14 protein-coding genes are annotated in these 19,669 nt (G+C 70.6%); 7 read left to right on the forward strand and 7 right to left on the reverse strand.

Going from position 1 to position 19,669, the window contains the following annotated elements:
- Window positions 1-61: 61 nt before the first annotated feature.
- From ACIQ7M_RS17020 to ACIQ7M_RS17040, 5 genes are all read right to left on the reverse strand, one after another.
- Window positions 62-3,859, reverse strand: a complete 3,798-nt coding sequence (locus ACIQ7M_RS17020; protein ID WP_403644497.1) for a multifunctional oxoglutarate decarboxylase/oxoglutarate dehydrogenase thiamine pyrophosphate-binding subunit/dihydrolipoyllysine-residue succinyltransferase subunit — start codon at window positions 3,857-3,859, stop codon at window positions 62-64.
- Window positions 3,860-4,140: 281 nt separating this feature from the next.
- Window positions 4,141-5,280, reverse strand: a complete 1,140-nt coding sequence (locus ACIQ7M_RS17025) for an ATP-binding protein (RefSeq protein WP_386981612.1) — start codon at window positions 5,278-5,280, stop codon at window positions 4,141-4,143.
- 59 nt (window positions 5,281-5,339) lie between these two features.
- Window positions 5,340-6,077: a response regulator transcription factor gene (locus ACIQ7M_RS17030; RefSeq protein WP_339131445.1), complete on the reverse strand. Its 738-nt coding sequence runs from the start codon at window positions 6,075-6,077 to the stop codon at window positions 5,340-5,342.
- 113 nt (window positions 6,078-6,190) lie between these two features.
- Window positions 6,191-6,868, reverse strand: coding sequence for a spermidine synthase (locus ACIQ7M_RS17035; protein WP_403644599.1), 678 nt, complete (start codon window positions 6,866-6,868; stop codon window positions 6,191-6,193).
- Window positions 6,869-7,123: 255 nt separating this feature from the next.
- Window positions 7,124-7,402, reverse strand: a complete 279-nt coding sequence (locus ACIQ7M_RS17040) for a hypothetical protein (RefSeq protein WP_355773513.1) — start codon at window positions 7,400-7,402, stop codon at window positions 7,124-7,126.
- 191 nt (window positions 7,403-7,593) lie between these two features.
- On the opposite strand from ACIQ7M_RS17040, the gene lon reads away from it, so the two are divergent.
- Window positions 7,594-10,008: an endopeptidase La gene (gene lon / locus ACIQ7M_RS17045; RefSeq protein WP_403644501.1), complete on the forward strand. Its 2,415-nt coding sequence runs from the start codon at window positions 7,594-7,596 to the stop codon at window positions 10,006-10,008.
- Between the two features lie 143 nt (window positions 10,009-10,151).
- Here the strand turns inward: lon and ACIQ7M_RS17050 are convergent, their stop codons facing one another.
- Window positions 10,152-10,970, reverse strand: a complete 819-nt coding sequence (locus ACIQ7M_RS17050; protein ID WP_355764795.1) for a lysozyme — start codon at window positions 10,968-10,970, stop codon at window positions 10,152-10,154.
- A gap of 297 nt (window positions 10,971-11,267) precedes the next feature.
- Here ACIQ7M_RS17050 and ACIQ7M_RS17055 point away from each other — a divergent pair, with 297 nt between their 5' ends.
- A complete protein-coding gene (locus ACIQ7M_RS17055; RefSeq protein WP_403644505.1) occupies window positions 11,268-11,786 on the forward strand; it encodes a MarR family winged helix-turn-helix transcriptional regulator in 519 nt (172 codons plus the stop codon).
- 113 nt (window positions 11,787-11,899) lie between these two features.
- Here ACIQ7M_RS17055 and ACIQ7M_RS17060 read toward each other — a convergent pair whose 3' ends face one another.
- The gene (locus ACIQ7M_RS17060) at window positions 11,900-12,730 is read right to left on the reverse strand and encodes a protein phosphatase 2C domain-containing protein (protein WP_403644508.1); all 831 of its coding nucleotides are present in this window, start codon (window positions 12,728-12,730) and stop codon (window positions 11,900-11,902) included.
- A gap of 369 nt (window positions 12,731-13,099) precedes the next feature.
- Between ACIQ7M_RS17060 and ACIQ7M_RS17065 the strand changes: the two genes are divergently transcribed.
- From ACIQ7M_RS17065 to ACIQ7M_RS17085, 5 genes are read left to right on the forward strand one after another with little or no spacing between them, the layout of a single operon-like run.
- A complete protein-coding gene (locus tag ACIQ7M_RS17065; RefSeq protein WP_403644511.1) occupies window positions 13,100-16,138 on the forward strand; it encodes a nitrate- and nitrite sensing domain-containing protein in 3,039 nt (1,012 codons plus the stop codon).
- On the forward strand, window positions 16,135-16,635 hold the full coding sequence (locus tag ACIQ7M_RS17070; RefSeq protein ID WP_355764783.1) for a roadblock/LC7 domain-containing protein: 501 nt from the start codon (window positions 16,135-16,137) through the stop codon (window positions 16,633-16,635). The genes ACIQ7M_RS17065 and ACIQ7M_RS17070 overlap by 4 nt, the downstream gene beginning before the upstream one ends.
- Window positions 16,635-17,045: a DUF742 domain-containing protein gene (locus ACIQ7M_RS17075; protein WP_355764780.1), complete on the forward strand. Its 411-nt coding sequence runs from the start codon at window positions 16,635-16,637 to the stop codon at window positions 17,043-17,045. The genes ACIQ7M_RS17070 and ACIQ7M_RS17075 overlap by 1 nt, the downstream gene beginning before the upstream one ends.
- Window positions 17,026-17,664, forward strand: a complete 639-nt coding sequence (locus tag ACIQ7M_RS17080; protein ID WP_355764777.1) for an ATP/GTP-binding protein — start codon at window positions 17,026-17,028, stop codon at window positions 17,662-17,664. The genes ACIQ7M_RS17075 and ACIQ7M_RS17080 overlap by 20 nt, the downstream gene beginning before the upstream one ends.
- A gap of 31 nt (window positions 17,665-17,695) precedes the next feature.
- Window positions 17,696-18,949: a styrene monooxygenase/indole monooxygenase family protein gene (locus ACIQ7M_RS17085; protein ID WP_355764774.1), complete on the forward strand. Its 1,254-nt coding sequence runs from the start codon at window positions 17,696-17,698 to the stop codon at window positions 18,947-18,949.
- The last annotated feature ends 720 nt before the right edge of the window (window positions 18,950-19,669 follow it).

Below are 19,669 nucleotides of genomic sequence, written 5' to 3' on the forward strand. Positions count from 1 at the left end.
GCCTGGCCCCGAGTCCGTCCGGACTCGGGGCCAGGCCCCTTCGTACTGCCGTGCCGGAGGCCTACGCCTCGAACACCTCACGCACAAGCTGCTCCTGCTCCGCCTGGTGCCGCTTCGCGGAACCGACGGCGGGCGAGGAGGAGTGCGGACGCGAGATGCGGCGCAGGCGCTCGGCGCCCGGGACGTCCGCGCCGACCGCCAGGTCCAGGTGGTCGATCAGGTTGAGCGCGATGAACGGCCAGGCACCCTGGTTCGCCGGCTCCTCCTGGGCCCACAGGTACTTCTCGGCGTTCGGGTACTTGGCGATCTCCGCCTGGAGCTCGGCACCCGGGAGCGGGTACAGGCGCTCGATACGGATGATCGCCGTGTCCGTGGAGCCGCGCTTCTTCCGCTCGGCCTCCAGGTCGTAGTACAGCTTGCCGGCGCAGAAGACGACCTTGCGCACGGCGGACGCCTCGACCGTGTCGTCACCGATGACCGGGCGGAACTGGCCCGTCGTGAATTCCTCCGCCTTCGACGCGGCGGCCTTGAGGCGCAGCATCGACTTCGGGGTGAAGACCACCAGCGGCTTGTGGTGCGGGTTGTGAACCTGCCACCGCAGGAGGTGGAAGTAGTTCGACGGCGACGTCGGCTGGGCGACCGTCATGTTGTTCTGCGCGCACAGCTGGAGGAAGCGCTCGATCCGGGCCGAGGAGTGGTCCGGGCCCTGGCCCTCGTAGCCGTGCGGGAGCAGCAGGGTGACGCCGGACGTCTGGCCCCACTTCTGCTCCGCCGCCGAGATGTACTCGTCGACGATCGTCTGCGCGCCGTTGACGAAGTCGCCGAACTGCGCCTCCCACAGCACGAGCGCGTCCGGGCGGGCCAGCGAGTAGCCGTACTCGAAGCCCATGACCGCGTACTCGGAGAGCAGCGAGTCGTAGACGTTCAGGCGGGCCTGCTCGTCCGAGAGGTACTGGAGCGGGGTGTAGTCCTCGCCCGTGACCCGGTCGATCAGCACCGCGTGGCGCTGGCCGAAGGTGCCGCGGCGCGAATCCTGGCCGGACAGCCGGACCGGCGTGCCCTCCAGGAGCAGCGAACCGATGGCGAGGGTCTCGCCCATGCCCCAGTCGATCGTGCCGTCCTCGATCATCGACGCACGGCGCTGGAGCTGCGGGAGCAGCCGCGGGTGCACGGTGACGTTGTCGGGGATGTTGACCTGGGACTCGGCGATCCGCTTCACGATCTCCTGGGAGACCGCGGTGGACACGGCGACCGGGAACTCGGCCTGGACGTCCGGGACGTGGGCCTCGGGCGCCTGCGCGACGGCCTCGCGGACCTCGGTGAAGACCTTCTCGAGCTGGCCCTGGAAGTCCTGGAGCGCCTGCTCGGCCTCTTCGAGGGTGATGTCGCCGCGACCGATGAGGGACTCGGTGTAGAGCTTGCGCACCGAGCGCTTCTTGTCGATCAGGTCGTACATCAGCGGCTGCGTGAACGCCGGGTTGTCGGACTCGTTGTGCCCGCGGCGGCGGTAGCAGATGAGGTCGATCACGACGTCCTTGTTGAACGCCTGACGGAACTCGAAGGCCAGACGCGCGACACGGACGACGGCCTCGGGGTCGTCACCGTTCACGTGGAAGATCGGCGCCTCGATCATGCGGGCCACGTCGGTGGCGTACATGGAGGAGCGCGACGACTCCGGGGCGGCGGTGAAGCCGACCTGGTTGTTGATGACGATGTGGACCGTGCCGCCCGTGCGGTAGCCGCGGAGCTGCGACATGTTGAGCGTCTCGGCGACCACACCCTGGCCGGCGAAGGCCGCGTCACCGTGCAGGGCGACGGGCAGGACGGTGAAGTCCGTGCCGCCCTTGTTGATGATGTCCTGGCGGGCGCGGACGATGCCCTCGATGACCGGGTCGACCGTCTCCAGGTGGGACGGGTTGGCGGCCAGCGAGACCTTGATCTGCTCGCCGTCCAGGCCGGTGAAGGTGCCGTGGGCGCCCAGGTGGTACTTCACGTCGCCGGAGCCGTGCATCGACTTCGGGTCGAGGTTGCCCTCGAACTCGCGGAAGATCTGCGCGTACGACTTGCCGACGATGTTCGCGAGGACGTTCAGGCGGCCGCGGTGGGCCATGCCGATGACGACCTCGTCCAGGCGGGACTCCGCGGCGCTGTCGATGACGGCGTCCAGGAGCGGGATGACGGACTCGCCGCCCTCCAGGGAGAAGCGCTTCTGGCCGACGTACTTCGTCTGCAGGAAGGTCTCGAACGCCTCGGCGGAGTTCAGCCGGCGCAGGATGCGCAGCTGCTCCTCGCGCTCGGGCTTGGAGTGCGGGCGCTCGATGCGGTCCTGGATCCACTTGCGCTGCTTCGGGTCCTGGATGTGCATGAACTCGATGCCGGTGGTGCGGCAGTACGAGTCGCGCAGCACGCCGAGGATGTCGCGCAGCTTCATCAGGGACTTGCCGGAGAAGCCGCCGACCGCGAACTCGCGCTCCAGGTCCCACAGGGTGAGCCCGTGCTCGGTGATGTCCAGGTCGGGGTGCTTGCGCTGCTTGTACTCCAGCGGGTCGGTGTCGGCCATGACGTGGCCGCGGACCCGGTAGGAGTGGATCAGCTCGAAGACGCGGGCGGCCTTCGTGACGTCGTCGTCGTGGCTGGCGTCGATGTCCTTGAGCCAGCGGACCGGCTCGTAGGGGATCCGCAGCGACTCGAAGATCTCGTCGTAGAAGCCGGTCTCGCCGAGCAGGTAGTTCGCGACGATGCGCAGGAACTCGCCGGAGGCGGCGCCCTGGATGACCCGGTGGTCGTAGGTCGACGTGAGCGTCATGACCTTCGCGATGCCGAGCTTGTTCAGGGTGTCCTGGGAGGTGCCCTGGAACTCCGCCGGGTAGTCCATCGAGCCGACGCCCATGATGACCGACTGTCCGGGCATCAGACGCGGGACCGAGTGGACGGTGCCGAGGCCGCCGGGGTTGGTCAGCGAGACCGTGACTCCGGTGAAGTCGTCCATCGTCAGCTTGCCGTCACGGGCGCGGCGGACGATGTCCTCGTAGGCCTGCCAGAACTCGAAGAAGTTCAGCGTCTCGGCCTTCTTGATGCCCGCGACGACGAGCTGGCGGTCGCCGTTGGGCTTCACCAGGTCGATGGCGAGGCCGAAGTTGACGTGCGGAGGCTTGACGAGGGTGGGCTTCCCGTCCTTCTCCACGAAGTGCCAGTTCATCGACGGCATGGCCTTGATGGCCTGCACCATCGCGTACCCGATGAGGTGGGTGAAGGAGATCTTCCCGCCCCGGGCGCGCTTCAGATGGTTGTTGATGACGATGCGGTTGTCGAAGAGCAGCTTCACCGGGACCGCGCGCACGGACGTGGCCGTGGGCAGCTCCAGGGAGGCGTTCATGTTCTTCGCGACGGCACCGGCGGGACCGCGGAGGGTCACGTACTCGGGGCCCTCGGGCGCCTCGGTGGCCGGAGCGGCCTTCGGCTTCGCGGCTGCCGGAGCGGCAGCGGCGGGAGCCGGCGCGGCGGCGGCGGGCTTCGGAGCCGCGGGAGCGGCGGCCGGAGCGGGCGCGGGCGCGGCCGGGGCCTGGGGAGGAGCCTGGCGCGCCGCGGGCGGCACGGGAGCGGCCGGCGCGGCCGTGGTGGTGGTCCCTGCGGCCCCCGCGGCCGCAGTACCCGCCGGAGCCGAGGCGGCGGGCGCCCCCGGCTTGTAATCGGCGAAGAAGTCCCACCAGGCTCGGTCTACCGAATTCGGGTCCTGGAGGTACTGCTGATAGATCTCGTCGACGAGCCACTCGTTGGCACCGAAGGCGGCCGCGGGGTTCTTCCCGGCGGCTTGGTCATCGGTCGAGATACTCGAGTTACTGGGGGACTGTGGCGACACGGCGCTAACCGCCCTCTTCCGCTTCGCAAGGTGATGGACAGCGGGAATAAAGGCTACGCCTCCCTGGCCGGGAAGGTCAGGCCGGGCCCGTCCAACGTCGCGTAAGTCACATCGGAATCCGTGTTTCGCCCAGGGAAATGGCGGGAAACAAGCGAGGTTCCGCTTCGGAACGGGTACGTCGACCACGGGTCGCGGCGTGCTTCACGCGGCCCTGTGCCTGATCACACGTGTACGCACACGGCGACAGTGGTGGATCTTGCGGCTCCGGTTCGAACTTTACGTCAACTTGGCAGAGAAGGGAGGCCCGGAAGGATGACCTGGATCCGGCAGCCCCGCTGAGATTCGGCCACACCTATGCGTCCGCCGTGCAGATCCACCGCCCAGCGGGCGATCGCGAGCCCCAGTCCCGTACCGCCGTCACTGCCCGGACCGTGCGGCGCGGGCACCCCGCCGCGGTTGAACCGCTCGAAGACGCGGTGCCACTCCGACTTCGGGATGCCGGGCCCCTCGTCCAGGACCTCCAGGGCCAGCGACTCGGGATGGTCGCCCCGCCGGGCCCGTACCGTCACCCGGCCGTGCGGCGGGCTGTGCTTGACCGCGTTGTCGATGAGATTCGCCACGACCTGGTGGATCCGCTCCGGGTCCGCGTGCGCGGTCAGCTCCGGCGGGGACACGTCGAGGTGCAGATGGACGTCCGTGCGGGTGTGGCCGCCGCCGGAGCCCGAGGCGAGGTCCGCGCGCGCGGAGGCGACCATGTTGGCCTCCTTCAGCACCCCGGACAGATACGGCCACACCTCGAAGCGCCGCCTGCGCAGCGGTACGACGCCGTTGTCCAGCCGCGACAGGTCGAGAAGGGTCTCCACCAGCCGGCCGAGGCGCTCCGTCTGCTTCAGCGCGGTGCGCATCGTCTCGGGATCGGCCTCCGAGACACCGTCCACGACGTTCTCCAGGACGGCGCGCAGAGCCGCGATGGGGGTCCGCAGCTCGTGCGAGACGTTCGCCACGAGCTCCTTGCGCTGATGGTCCTGGGCCTCCAGCTCGTCGGCCATGAGGTTGATCGTCTGGGCCAGGTCGCCCAGCTCGTCCCGCCGGTCGTCCCGCACCCGGCGGGTGTAGTCCCCGTGCCAGATCGACCGGGCCACCGCGTTCATCTCGTCCAGCGGCGCGGTCAGCGAGTGCGCCACGAACTGGGTGATCAGCAGCGTGGCGATCATCGAGAAGACCGTGATGAAGCGGAGTTCCGTCTTCGTGTGCACCGCGATCATCGACAGACCGGTGGTGATGAGCACGGAGATGACGACGAGCGCGCCCAGCTTGGTCTTGATCGAGAAGGGCCGCACCTCGCCCCAGCCCGAGCTCCTGCGCTCCGTGGACGCGCGCTCGCCGAGCCCGCGCCCCCGCTCTGCGGGTCCGCTCATCACATCAGCCCCTCACGCGGGACCCGCTCCCACGGGTCGCGACGATCCTGTGGAGGCCCCGCTCAGGGAGTGGGGGTCTCCAACGCGTAGCCGACGCCGTGCACCGTACGGATCCGCTCGGCACCGATCTTGCGGCGCAGCGCCTTGATGTGACTGTCGACGGTCCGGGTGCCGGAGGCGTCCGCCCAGTCCCACACCTCGGCGAGCAGCTGCTCGCGCGACAGTACGGCACGCGGGGTGTTCGCGAGGCAGACCAGCAGGTCGAACTCGGTGGGCGTGAGGTGCACGTCCTCGCTGCGGACCCGCACCCGGCGCTGCGCGTGGTCGACCTCCAGCTCACCGAGCCGCAGGATGCCGCTGCGCGGGGTGGAGGCCGCGACGACCGCGCGCTCGACCCTGCGGAGAAGGACGTGCACCCGGGCGGCCAGCTCGCGCATCGAGAACGGCTTGGTCATGTAGTCGTCGGCGCCGACCCCGAGCCCGACCAGCATGTCGGTCTCGTCGTCGCGCGCGGTGAGCATCAGCACCGGCACCGGGCGGGCGGCCTGCACGCGACGGCAGACCTCCAGACCGTCGAAGCCGGGCAGCATGATGTCGAGGATCAGCAGATCGGGCTGCCATGCCTCGGCGGTGTCGACGGCGGCCGGGCCGTCGCCCGCGGTTTGCACGAGGAATCCCTCGGCTCGCAGGCGGGCCGCGATGGCGTCGACGATCGTCGGATCGTCCTCGACGACCAATACCCGGCGTTGGGCGCCGGGAGTCGCCGCCGTGCCGTTCTGGGAGGTGTGTGTCTGCTCCATCGCCCGCCCCTGAAGTGTGCGTTCCGGAATCCGTGGGGTGATCCCATGACTGCGCTTGACGCTTGAATGATCCGCGTCAGGCAAGCAGGGTACGGGCAGTGGGTGCGGCTCGGCTATCCAGGCCTCACCGCGAGATGCACCACGTCGGGAACGCCCCGGGCAACGGGGACCACTTCGGTACGGACCCGTCGGAATCCGGCATTCCGCAAGGTTCCTTCAAATTCCGGAGAGGGCTGCGCGGACCACACGGCGAGGACGCCGCCGGGCCTCAACGCCCTTGCGCAGCTTGCCAGTCCGGACGCCCCGTATAGGCCCGCGTTGCCGTCGGTGACCGTCCAGTCCGGCCCGTTGTCGATGTCGAGGCACAGGGCGTCGAACGTGTCGGAGATCTCATTGACGTAGTCGACGAGGTCTCTCTCGACGATGTCGGTTCGCGGGTCGGCGAGCGCCCCGGCGGAGAGCGCGGCGAGGGGGCCGTCCCGGTGCCAGTCGATGATCGCTCGTTCGCGCTCGACAACGGTGATGCGCCCCCAGCGGTCACCGGCCGCGGCGTGCGTCAGCGAGAACCCGACGCCGAGGCCGCCGATCAGCACGCTCGGCTCCGGGCGCCCGTCCAGCGCGTCGTACGCCGCGTCCATGAGAAGTCGCTCGGAACGCCCGTCGGAGGTGTCCATCAGGAAGCATCCGTTGGCGATGATCTGAAGGAGGCCGCCGTGGCGCCGAAGTACGACCTCGCCGTACGGGCCCTGGCGTCGGTCGATGACTTCGGGACTCTCGTACGAGGCGGTCATGGCCGCCATCCTGGCATTTTCACCTGTACGGGTCGCGGGAATCGCGGGGAACGGCTCCCCGGCCCCGGGTGACGGCGGGCCGCACGAGATTGACGCGCCTCTCGACCGGGCCACGCCTCGACCGGGTCGCGCCTCGGCCGGGCCCCGCTCCGACCGGCTCATGGGTCGCTTCCCCGCCCCGGAGCACTGGAGCGGACAAGAAGCGACCCGTTGAGCCATCGGAGCGAGGGCCGAGGGGGGCCGGGGGAGCGCCGGCTAGCGGATGGGCGCCCCGTTCCGGGCGTCGGTCGCGGACTGCCATGCCTGCATGCCCGCCAGGGAGGCCTCCTTGGCCTGCCGCCACTTGATGGCCGCCACCTGCGACGGAGGCACATCCATGGCGCGGATCATGCGCCGGCCCGCGCTGAACACGGCGGCGGCCGCGATGACCATTCCGGTGCACGCCACCAGGGCACCGGCGGCGGTCAGCACGGCACCGGTCGTGACGAGCCGGGTGTCGATCTCGAGCTTGCTCTGGGCGAGGTGATGGTTCATGACTCCACGATCCGAGCCGGACGGCCACCCCGCATCCCGGACGACGTCCGCGACGGCCACGAGGCCCGGACGCCGGCCCGCGGATCAGCGGCCCGAAGCTGATCGCTCACAGCGAACGCCCCCCGGGGAACATTGCGTGGGCCCCGTGCATTGAGTCGACATAACTCAACTTGACTGCCGAAGGGGAGATCATGGCTTCGACGTCCACATCACTCACCCTGCCCGTGCTGCCGCTCGATGACGAGGTCGTGCTGCCCGGAATGGTGGTGCCGCTGGATCTGAACGACACCGACGTGCGTGCCGCGGTGGAGGCCGCTCAGGCCGCCGCCCGTTCAACGCCGGGAAAGCCTCAGGTACTCCTGGTGCCACGCATCGACGGGACCTACGCGAGCACCGGCGTGCTCGGCACGGTCGAGCAGGTCGGCCGGCTGGCCGACGGCGACCCGGGAGCGCTGATCCGAGGGCGTGGGCGCGTGAGGGTGGGCGCGGGGACCACCGGTCCCGGTGCCGCGCTGTGGGTCGAGGGCACCCGCGTCGAGGAGACCGTGCCCGACCCCTTGCCCGGCCGGGTCACCGACCTGGTGAAGGAATACAAGGCCCTGGCGACGAGCTGGCTGCGCAAGCGCGCCGCCTGGCAGGTCGTGGACAGGGTGCAGCAGATCGACGACGTCTCCGCCCTTGCCGACAATTCCGGTTACTCACCGTTCCTCACCGTGGAGCAGAAGGTCGAACTGCTGGAGACCGCTGATCCGGTGGCCCGGCTCAAGCTCGCCACCGAGCACCTCCGCGAGCACCTCGCCGAGCAGGACGTCGCCGAGTCCATCGCCAAGGACGTCCAGGAGGGCGTCGACAAGCAGCAGCGCGAGTTCCTGCTGCGCCGCCAGCTCGAAGCCGTACGCAAGGAGCTGCGCGACCTCAAGGGAGAGGACGGCGAGGACGAGTCCGACGACTACCGCGCCCGTGTCGAGGTCGCCGACCTTCCCGAGAGCGTCCGCGAGGCCGCCCTCAAGGAGGTCGAGAAGCTGGAGCGCTCCAGTGACCAGTCGCCCGAGGGAAGCTGGATCCGGACCTGGCTCGACACCGTCCTGGAACTGCCGTGGAACGAACGGACCGAGGACGCGTACGACATCAGGGGCGCCCAGGCCGTGCTCGACGCCGAGCACGCCGGTCTGGAGGACGTGAAGGAGCGCATCACCGAGTACCTGGCGGTGCGCAAGCGGCGTTCCGAGCGCGGTCTCGGAGTCGTCGGCGGCCGGCGCGGTGGCGCCGTGCTCGCGCTAGTCGGCCCGCCCGGCGTCGGCAAGACCTCGCTCGGCGAGTCCGTCGCGCACGCCATGGGCCGCAAGTTCGTCCGCGTCGCCCTCGGCGGCGTCCGGGACGAGGCCGAGATCCGCGGACACCGCCGTACGTACGTGGGCGCGCTGCCCGGCCGGATCGTCCGCGCCATCAAGGAGGCCGGGTCGATGAACCCGGTGGTCCTGCTCGACGAGATCGACAAGGTCGGCTCCGACTTCCGGGGCGACCCGGCGGCGGCGCTGCTCGAAGTCCTCGACCCGGCGCAGAACCACACCTTCCGCGACCACTACCTGGAGGTCGAACTCGACCTCTCCGACGTGGTGTTCCTCGCCACCGCCAACGTCCTGGAGGCCATCCCGGAGGCCCTGCTCGACCGTATGGAGCTGGTCCGCCTCGACGGCTACACCGAGGACGAGAAGGTCGTCATCGCCCGGGACCACCTGCTGCCGCGTCAGCTCGAGCGAGCGGGCCTGGAGAAGGACGAGGTCGTCCTCGACGAGAGCGCGCTGCGCAAGCTCGCGGGGGAGTACACCCGGGAAGCGGGCGTACGGAACCTGGAGCGGGGCATCGCCCGGCTGCTGCGCAAGGTCGCCGCCCAGCACGAACTGGGCCGCAGGGAGCTGCCGTTCACGGTGTCCGACGCCGATCTGCGCGAGCTCATCGGGCGCCCGCACCACGTGCCCGAGTCGGCGCAGGATCCGGCCGAGCGCCGCACGGCGGTGCCCGGTGTCGCCACCGGCCTGGCGGTCACCGGCGCGGGCGGTGACGTCCTCTACGTGGAGGCGTCGCTGGCCGACCCGGAGACGGGCGCGGCCGGACTGACCCTCACGGGCCAGCTCGGTGACGTGATGAAGGAGTCGGCGCAGATCGCGCTCTCCTTCCTGCGCTCGCACGGCGCGGAGCTCGAACTGCCCGTCGGCGACCTGAAGGACCGGGGAGCGCACATCCACTTCCCGGCGGGCGCGGTCCCGAAGGACGGTCCGAGCGCGGGTGTCACCATGACGACCGCCCTGGCCTCGCTGCTGTCGGGCCGGCAGGTCCGCACGGACGTCGCCATGACCGGTGAGGTCTCGCTGACCGGGCGGGTCCTGCCGATCGGCGGGGTGAAGCAGAAGCTGCTCGCCGCGCACCGGGCGGGTGTCACGACCGTGATCATCCCCAAGCGCAACGAGGCCGATCTGGACGACGTCCCGGCCGAGGTCCTGGAGAAGCTCGACGTCCACACCGTCACGGACGTCCGCCAGGTCCTGGAGCTGGCACTGGCGCCGGCGACGAACGGCGCCGTGCCGGAGGTTCCGGTAGCCGCGTGACGGAGGCTGCCGGAAGGGAGGGCCCGGGTCCCGTGAGGGAGGCCCGGGCCTTCGCCGTGCCGCGTGCCGGCACGTCGAGCACCTTCGCCGTACGACCGGCGGCCGGCTCCGGGCCGGCCGCCGTGCCGTACGGCAGGTGTCTCTCAGCCGTTGGCCAGTGCCTGCACCCGGTCGAGTGCCCCGTTGAACTTGTCGTGGTCCCCGACCGTCGGTCCCGACGACGTGTACTGCCAGATCGTGTAGTAGTCCCAGCCCGCCGGGAGCGTCCCCGGATCGGAGGCGTACCGCGCGATCCACAGAGGGCTGGCGGAGGCGAAGCCTCCGTAGTTGCCGGTGCACTGCGTCCACCAGCTCGCGGCCGTGTAGATCACCGCGTCACGGCCGGTCCGGGCCCTGTACTGGGTGAGGAAGCCGCTGATCCAGCTCACCATCGCGCTCTGGGTCTTGCCGTAGCAGGCGGCCCCGTACGGGTTCCACTCGATGTCGAGCGTGCCCGGCAGTGTCCTGCCGTCGCCCGACCAGCCGCCGCCGTGGTCGACGAAGTAGTTGGCCTGGGTGGCGCCCGTCGTGGTGTCCGGGGTCGCGAAGTGGTACGACCCGCGGATCATGCCGATGTTGTAGGCGCCGTTGTACTGCTGGGCGAAGTACGGGTTCGTGTAGTACGTCCCCTCGCTCGCCTTGGTGTAGGCCCATCTGACCCCGCTGTTCCACAGCGTCGACCAGGCGACGTTGCCCTGGTACCCGGCGACGTCGACCCCTTCCGTCTGCGTGGCGTCACCGGTGGTCGGGGTGCCGCCCTGACCGTCGTGGGCGATGACTCCCATGCCCATCCGGGCGGTGCCCCGGGCGGGGACGTCGGCGGCGGAGGAGGGGAGGGTGGAGAGGAGGGAGAAGGCGGCGAGCAGGGTTCCGGCCGCGAGCACGCGCAGGCGGCGGGCCGTTCCGGATCTGTGCACGGACATGTGCGTGCCTCCGAAGGGCGAGGGAGCTCCGGAGTCCTGGGGGAGCTCGGCGGAGCTCGGTGGGGGGAGAGCGCGGGCATGCGAGCCCCGGGGGGATCAGGTCGTCCTCGACCTGGGAGTGGCGTGCGCATGCCAGTAAAGGTGTCTGATAAAGAAGCTACGCACGTAGCCGACGGCGTGGGAAGAGGGGCCGGAGGCTGCCGTTGGTCTACGCCTGCGAAATACTGGCGGAGCTGCGGCAACGGTGAGTTCTGGCAGAAACTTTCAGGATCGGGAAACCGGGTCAGGGGTGCTGACGTGCACGAGGGCGGAAACGACGGCGGACGTCCGGTCGAATCCGGCGTGTCGGGAAATGGTATGGACCGGCCCGCGACGGCCGGCGTCGGGGACCGCGAATTCCTGTCCCTGGAGCGCGAGTTGACCGTTTTCCTGCGCCGCGCCCGTGCCAACCAGGGGGAGATGGCCCGCGAGGTGCATCCGGACCTGGAGTCCGCCGCGTACGGCCTCCTCGTCCGTCTGGAGGAGTGCGGCCGCCAGCGCGCCACGGAACTCGCCGCCTACATCGGCGTCGGCAAGGCCACGATGTCCCGGCAGCTCCGCGCCCTGGAGGAACTGGGCCTGGTCGCGCGCGAACCCGACCCCGCCGACGGCCGCGCCTGGCTCGTCCACCTCACCGACGAGGGCCGCGGCCGTGTCTCCAGTGTCCGGGAGGCCCGCCGGGCCCGCTATGTCCGCCAGCTCGCCCACTGGGACCAGAACGAGGTGGCGGAACTCGCCCGGCTGCTGAACCAGCTCAACCGCGGCATGGAGAAGTAGCCCCCGCCCGACCGGCTGTCGCGGCTCTCCCCCGGCGGCTCGACTCACCGCCCCCGACTGCTCGCACCCTTTCAGTCACTCGCACCCCTTCGGCCGTTCGCCACGTCGGCCGCTCACAACCCCTCAGGCTCCCGGGCCGCTCCGTCCGGCCCTCCTCCCAGCTCCACGAAGACCACCGTCGCGTCGTCGTACGCCTTGCCGCGCCGCGACCCCGGCCGCTCCGTCGCGTCCGCGCGCTCCAGACGCCGTACGCGCTCGACGAGCGAGGCCGAGCCCTCCTCGCGCACCAGCGCGAACAGCTCGGACCAGTCACCCGCGTGGAACCGCTCCACCCAGCGGGTCGCTCCGTCCGTGAGAGCCGTCAGGGCACGGACCGAGGACCGGGGGAGCGTGCCCGTCACCGCGCGCGAGGCCACCGAGGGGTCCGCGGCCGCCGTGAAGAACCCGCCCTCCTTGTTGCGGACGGTGGAGTCGGCGACGGCGTCCGAGACGAGGGACGCGCGGGGGAGCCGGGAGAGGCGGTCGTCCAGCAGGGCGGTGACCTCGCCCGCGGGGGACTCCACCAGCAGGGCCGAGTCCGAGAGGATCAGGTACTCCACCTGCGACGCGGACCACCGGGCGAGGACCACGGTTGCCTGGGGCGTGCGTGGGTGAGAAAGGTCACAAGTGTCGGCGTGCGCGTCGGCGACGCGGCGAATCGCCCGGGACAGGACCTCCGGCAGGGGCAAATCCCCCTGCGAAACGGACAGTTCGGTCAGTGCTCCGCCGAGTCGTGCGCAGAACCAGGGGACCGAATGCAGACAGCCGTCGTCACCCCGGGGCGGTGTCACCCCGTCGAGCACGACCAGGGAACCGCCTTGTCCTGGAGCGGGAAGTCCGACCGATGCGAAGTCCTCATTGGGGCGGTCCGGGTCTCCGGGCTCCGACACGAGTTCAGTGCGCATTCCGCCAGTCTGCACGAGCCCTTCACAAGGGCTCCGGCAGGACGCCGGGGAACGCCCGACGTGCGGTTCAGCCGTGCGGGCGCCGGGTTTGGCCTGGAATGATCGACTCCGGCAAGGCGTGGCGGCGAATACTGCCAAAGCCCGTCCCCGACGTCCAACCGGCCCGCCGTGCGGGCCGGTCGCGAGCACCGGGGAGACTTGCCCGCCAACTCCCCTCCGATGTTCACTCCTTCGGGTGGCGGGTCAGATGATGCGGGACCACTGCCCACCGGCACTGGGAGGGTCGGGAGCCGTACCGGGCTTACGCCGCGATTGACGGGACGTCACCCGGGCCCCAAATGGGTACACGAGTCAGGAATGCGAGCACCGGTGCAGAAGACGCGGCCGAGGCGCACAGGCAAGAAGACGGCCTCCAACTCCACAGAGGGTGGCGCCGTCGGCGACGCCACCGACTCCACGGGCCGGGGCAGGACCGCCCACGTACGCAACCGGCTGATCGTGGCCGTGGCGGTCGTCGCGGCCGCCATCGCCGGAGCCGGCGCGCCCATGGTGCTGTCCGCCTCACAGCAACTGAACGACTCCCAGAACCTGGTGACGCTCGCCGAGCGCACCCAGCAGGCGCTGACCCTCGCGCACGCGCTGGCCGACGAGCGCGACGAGGTCACCTCGTACGTCGCCGCCGGCAGGCCCCAGGCCAAGGCCCCCTCCGAGAAGCGCAGCGCCCTGGTCGACCGGCAGGTCGACGAGCTGCGCGCGGACGCGGACGCCCCCGCCGCCCTGCTCAAGGACCTCGACGGCATCGCGACGCTCAGGCGAGCGGCGCTCACCGGCAAGAGCACCGCTCTCGAAGCGCACCAGTCGTACTCCGACGCCATCGCCGAACTCCACGCCCTCGCCGAGGACCTGGCCGACCGGATGCCGCCCCGCGCGGGCTCCGGCGCGCACTCCCTCGCCGAGCTGGACACCGCCGTCCAGCAGTCCGCCGCCGCCCGCGGACTGCTCCTGGCGGCCCTCGGCGTCCCCCACACCACCCAGAGCGTCTACAACCCGGTCACGGGTCTGACGAGCACCGCGAACGTCTCGTCGGCCGCCGACACCAAGCGGCGCGACGCGCTGAGCGCCGCCGCCCAGCAGGCACGCCTCCGCTCCGACGCGGCCATCGCGGACTTCCGCGAGACCGCGCCCAAGCAGGCCGCCACGTCGTACGACTCCACGGTCACCGGCCCCGACGTCGGCTCCGCGGAGAAGTACCTGACGAACCTCACCGGACAGTCCACGCTCTCCGACTCCACGCTCGGCACCAACACCAAGAAGCTGGACGCGGCCCTGTCCGCCCGGATCGAGCTGATGCGCGGCGCGGAGGCCTCCCTCAACGACCACCGCACCAAGGACCTCGCGAAGCTGCGGGACGACGACGTCACCGCGCTGGAGCTGCGCGTCACCCTCCTCGGCGTCCTGATGCTCGTCGCGGCCGGCATGACGACGGCCATGGCCCGCAGCCTCACCCGGCCGCTCGCCGTCCTGCGGCTCGGCTCGGCCCGGCTCGCCGCCGACCCGGCCGCCGCGGAACCGGTCAAGTTCACCGGCCGCAACGACGAGTTCGCCCAGGTCGTCCGCTCCGTCAACGCGCTGCACCGGCACCTGACCACGCTGCACGAGCGGAACGCCACCCTCGAAGGCGACCGCAAGCACCTCATCGGCCAGCGCCAGCAGATGGCCGACGAGCGCGACCGGCTGCGCGGCGAACTCGCCGAGGCGGCCGCCCACCTGGAGCAGGTGCGCGGCACCATCCACAGCACCTTCGTGAACCTCGCGCTGCGCACCCTCGGCCTCGTCGAGCGCCAGCTCGGCGTCATCGAGGGCCTGGAGGAGCGCGAGCAGGACCCGGACCGCCTCTCCACCCTCTTCAAGCTCGACCACTTCGCCACCGTCATGCGACGGCACAGCGAGAACCTCCTCGTCCTCGCGGGCGCCGAGCACGTCCAGCACCACGCGGGCCCGGTCCCGCTCATCGACATCGCGCGGGCCTCGGTCAGCGAGATCGAACGGTACGAACGGGTACGGATCGCCGCGCTGCCCCCGCACGCGCACATCGCCGGGTACGCCGCCGACGACATCAGCCACCTGGTGGCCGAACTCCTGGAGAACGCCACCTCGTTCTCGCCGCCCGACGTACCCGTCGAGGTCTCCGGCTGGCTGCTGGAGAGCGGTGACGTGATGCTCTCCGTGCAGGACGAGGGCATCGGCATGACCGACGACCGGATGAGGCATCTCAACGCCCGCCTCTCCGAGTTCGACCCCGAGGACACGTACGACCAGGAGAGCGGCGAAGGCCTCGGCCTCGGCCTGTACGTCGTGGCCCGGCTCGCCCACCGGCACGGCGTACGGGTGAAGCTGCGCGAGCAGAAGCAGGGCGGGGTGGCCGCCGTGGTCGTCCTCCCGAAGGCGCTGCTCGCCGCCGCACCGGCGTCCACCGTCCCCGCCTCCGTCCGGCTGGCCGGCGGCGCCCCCGCGGTGGCCCTGCCCGGGGCGGACGCCGAGGCCAACTCCAACGTGCTGCGCGGCCGTTCGATCCTGCGCGGCTCGGTGACGGCCTCGGCCGACGCCGAGGACCCACTGATCGCGGCGGCCGAGGCGACCCTTCAGGAATCCGTCACCGAACCGGAGACGGCACCCGAGCCGACGCCGTCCCCCGAGCCCGGGCCGGCCGCCCGGATCCCGGCCCCCCGCGAGCCGGAGCCGGAACTCAGCTCCGAGACGACGATGGAGCTGCTGCTCCCGGAGCTGGCCCCGGAGGCCCCCGCCCCGGCCGCGGCCGAAGAGCCGACCGACGCGTTCGACGCGCCCGCCCCGGCCACCTTCGAGGCGCCTGAGGCACCCGGGACCGCCACCGAGGCACCCACGGACGCCGCCGCCGGCACCGCCCACGCCGTGGGCGCCACCGCCGCCGCCCCGCACCCGGCCGGCACGCCCGTGGATCCGGCGGCCGCCGACCCGTACGCCATCGGCCCCGACGACCACGAGCGGGTCTCCGACGACCACGAACGGGTCTCCGACGACGACGAACGGGTCGCCGACGAGCACCCCAGGCTCACCGACAAGGGCCTGCCCAAACGCACACCGAAGATCTCCGCCCCCGCCGCCGCCCCGCGGCCCCGCGCGGGCGGCGTTGACGCTGAGGCCCTGCGCCGCAGGCTCGGCGGGTTCCACCGGGGTGCGATCGAAGGCCGTCGCGACGTGGAGGCCGAGATCGCCGACCGGACGGCGGAGACCCCCACGCCCGAAGGACCGACCCCGCCGGCCCCCACACCCGCACACGTGCCCGCAGGACCCGCGCCCACCGGGCACCAGCCCAGCGCACAGGACGTGAAAGCACCTGGGGGCACCGTCGAGGAGGCAAGCAGTTGACCGCGACCAGTACCTTCGGCCTGAGCAGCGAAGCACGTAACCTGCACTGGCTTCTGACCAATCTCGTCGAGGAGGTGCCCGGCCTCCAGTCGGTCGCGGTCGTCTCCTCCGACGGCCTGCTGCTGCTCTCCTCCGACCCCGGCCGCAACGCCGAGGCGAGGACGGCCGACAGCGCCAGGCCGACCGGACCCAAGGGCTCCGCGGCCGACCTCGCCACCATCGTCTCCGGCATCGGCAGCCTCACCCTCGGCGCCGCCAAGCTGATGGACAACGGCGGCGTCAAGCAGACCATGGTCGCGATGGACGAGGGCAGCCTCTTCGTCATGGCGATCAGCGACGGTTCGCTGCTCGGCGTGCACGGCTCCGCGGACTGCGACATGAGCGTGGTGGCGTACCACATGGCGCTCTTCGTCGGCCGGGCCGGACACGTCCTGACCCCCGAGCTGCGCATCGAGCTCCGAAAATCCCTCGAGGCCGACGCTCCCGGGAGTGCCTGATGACCGTGTCGAACGGCGTCAAGAAGCTTCCGGTCCGCGGCGGCGACCGCAAGCCCGCCCGCGTGCGCCCCTATTCGCTCACCGGCGGACGGACGCGCTTCGGCCACGTCCTGCTGGTCGAGACGTTCGTGGCCGCGCTGGACGCCCCCGAGGCGCGCAAGGAGCTGACCAACGGCTCGCTCACCACCCGGGTCATGCCCGAGATGCGGGCCATCGTCGAGCTCTGCCGCCGGATGCGTACGGTGGCCGAGATCGCCGCGCTTCTCAGGATGCCGCTGGGAGTGGTCCGCGTGCTCTTGAGTGATCTGGCGGATCAGGGAAAGATCCGCGTGTACGGAACAGGCCACGGACCGGGACAGCCCGACCGTGCCCTGCTGGAAAGGGTGCTGAGTGGACTCCGTCGTCTCTGACGCCGAACCTGGCGTCGCTCCCCTCCTCGACGATGAGGAGAATCTGCAGGCCTGGCAGACGGACCGCACGCGCGCGCCGATCGCCACGAAGATCGTGGTGGCCGGCGGCTTCGGCGTCGGCAAGACCACGCTCGTGACGTCCGTCTCGGAGATCACGCCTCTCCAGACGGAGGCGCTGATGACCCAGGCCAGCGAGGAAACCGACGACCTCTCGGGTACGCCGGACAAGCTGACCACCACCGTGGCCATGGACTTCGGGCGCATCACGCTCGACGACGACCTGGTGCTCTACCTCTTCGGCACGCCGGGCCAGCAGCGGTTCTGGTTCATGTGGGACGACCTGGTGCGCGGCGCGATCGGCGCGGTGGTCCTCGCCGACACCCGCCGCCTCTCGGACTGCTTCCCGGCGCTCGACTACTTCGAGAGCTGCGGGCTGCCGTACGTCGTCGCCGTCAACCACTTCGAAGGAACCGACGAGTTCGAGCCCGACGATGTGCGCGAGGCCCTCACGGTTCCTCCGCACATACCTGTCATGATCATGGACGCGCGCCGCAAGATCTCGGTCGTCGAGACCCTGCTCGCGCTCGTCGGCCACGCGCTCGAAGTCAGCCCCGAATAGGGACGCCCGACTCCTAGGAGAAGCACCCCGCATGCGGAAGATACTCGTCGTGGGGGCCGGCCAGTCCGGCCTCCAGCTCGCCCTCGGACTCCAGTCGCAGGGGTACGAGGTCACCCTGATGTCGAACCGGACGGCGGACGAGATCCGTTCCGGCCGGGTCATGTCGACGCAGTGCATGTTCGACACGGCGCTCCAGCACGAGCGCGATCTTCAGCTCAACTTCTGGGAGACCCAGGCCCCGAAGATCGAGGGGCTCGGGGTCTCCGTCGCGGTCCCCGGCTCGTTCGACCCGGGCCCCTCGCAGCGCGCCATCGACTGGGTCGGCAAGCTCGACGGCTACGCGCAGTCGGTCGACCAGCGGGTCAAGATGGCCGGCTGGATGGAGACGTTCGCGCAGCGCGGCGGCCAGTTGGTCATCCACGGTGCCGCGGTCTCCGACCTCGACTACTTCTCCCGCGCGTACGACCTGGTCCTGGTCTCGGCGGGCAAGGGCGAACTCGTCTCGATGTTCGGCCGTGACGCCTCCCGCTCCCCGTACACCGAGCCGCAGCGCGCCCTCGCGGTGTCGTACGTGCACGGCCTGGGCCCGCGTCCGGAGCACCCGGACTACGACGCGGTCCGCTGCAACCTGGTCCCCGGCGTCGGCGAGCTCTTCATCATGCCGACCCTCACCACGTCGGGCCGCGCCGACATCCTCTTCTGGGAGGGCATCCCCGGCGGCCCGCTGGACGCCTTCAACGGCGTCAAGGACCCGGCCGAGCACCTCTCGCTGACCCTGGAACTCATGGAGCGGTTCACGCCCTGGGAGTACGCGCGCGCCACCAACGTCGAACTCACCGACGCGGGCGGCACGTTGTCCGGCCGGTACGCCCCCACCGTCCGCAACCCGATCGGCCGTCTCCCCGGCGGCGGACTGGTCCTCGGTGTCGCCGACGTCGTCGTGGCCAACGACCCGATCACCGGCCAGGGTTCCAACTCGGCCTCCAAGTGCGCCGCCGCCTACCTCGCCTCGATCGTCGAGCAGGGCGACAAGCCCTTCGACGAGGAGTGGATGCAGGCGACGTTCGACCGCTACTGGGACACCGCGCAGCACGTCACCAAGTGGACCAACGCGATGCTGGGCGTCCCGCCGGAGCACGTGCTCAACCTGATCGGAGCGGCGGGCCAACTCCCGCCCGTGGCCGACCGCTTCGCCAACGGCTTCAACGACCCGGCCGACTTCGAGAACTTCTTCTTCGACCCGGAGAAGACGAACGCGTACCTGGCGTCGGTCACCGGGGCCTGACGGCCCTCTGACCTGCGGTCCGACTGTCGGCGTCTGTCGTTGTTTGTCGTCGCCGGTTCCTCTCGGACGGCCCACGGACGGCCCCAGGGATCTCCCTGGGGCCGTCCGCGCTTTCCGTCGCCTGACCCCCTCGATGCGAACTATGGGCACGGCGGTCGCTGAGGTCTGCCGGGCACGTCAGATGGTCACCCAGGGGCGATGGCGTTCGGGGCTGGTCGCGAAGGTTGCGGTACTTCGCTGCTGTACAGCTGGCTGACCGCCGCTTTAGGAGTTCGATCCGAGCCCGCTCCCGCTGCTGCCGTCCATGGGTGCGAAGGGCGGACAGAGACGCCGACGTACGCCTCCGTCCGGAGTCGTTGATGTCACCTGTGGATGTCAGAGGCGTTCGGGGTCGGTCGCCTCCGAGTCCAACGAAGGCGGCAAGGGGTGGGGACCTCGCAACCGTGCGCCAGGGCGAGTACGACGCATCTCGTATCCCGGCGGTCGTAGCCCGTCGCTTCCGTGATCTCAGTGCTTGCTGCCCGCCACTTCCCCTGCTGGATCAATTGTCGTGCTCGTTCCTGCGTGGACCATGGGACGGGGATCTGGAGGGCCCGGATGACGTCTGCATCCCAGCGCTGTCGGCCAGGGCTGATTCAAAGTCTTGATGCTCGTGCTGCGTCGCTGGTCAGGGGATCTGCAGGAGGTCCAGGGGGCGGGTGAAGGGCTTGTAGGAGACGT

The sequence above is a fragment of the Streptomyces sp. NPDC096324 genome, assembly GCF_044763015.1.
In the GTDB taxonomy this organism is placed as follows: domain Bacteria; phylum Actinomycetota; class Actinomycetes; order Streptomycetales; family Streptomycetaceae; genus Streptomyces.

Excerpts from the sequence above, each read along its gene's own strand:
- ACIQ7M_RS17030 (WP_339131445.1), bottom strand. The coding sequence starts at position 6,077 with ATGGAGCAGACACACACCTCCCAGAACGGCACGGCGGCGACTCCCGGC.
- ACIQ7M_RS17035 (WP_403644599.1), bottom strand. The coding sequence starts at position 6,868 with ATGACCGCCTCGTACGAGAGTCCCGAAGTCATCGACCGACGCCAGGGC.
- ACIQ7M_RS17040 (WP_355773513.1), bottom strand. The coding sequence starts at position 7,402 with ATGAACCATCACCTCGCCCAGAGCAAGCTCGAGATCGACACCCGGCTC.
- lon (WP_403644501.1), top strand. The coding sequence starts at position 7,594 with ATGGCTTCGACGTCCACATCACTCACCCTGCCCGTGCTGCCGCTCGAT.
- ACIQ7M_RS17050 (WP_355764795.1), bottom strand. The coding sequence starts at position 10,970 with ATGTCCGTGCACAGATCCGGAACGGCCCGCCGCCTGCGCGTGCTCGCG.
- ACIQ7M_RS17060 (WP_403644508.1), bottom strand. The coding sequence starts at position 12,730 with ATGCGCACTGAACTCGTGTCGGAGCCCGGAGACCCGGACCGCCCCAAT.
- ACIQ7M_RS17075 (WP_355764780.1), top strand. The coding sequence starts at position 16,635 with ATGACCGTGTCGAACGGCGTCAAGAAGCTTCCGGTCCGCGGCGGCGAC.
- ACIQ7M_RS17085 (WP_355764774.1), top strand. The coding sequence starts at position 17,696 with ATGCGGAAGATACTCGTCGTGGGGGCCGGCCAGTCCGGCCTCCAGCTC.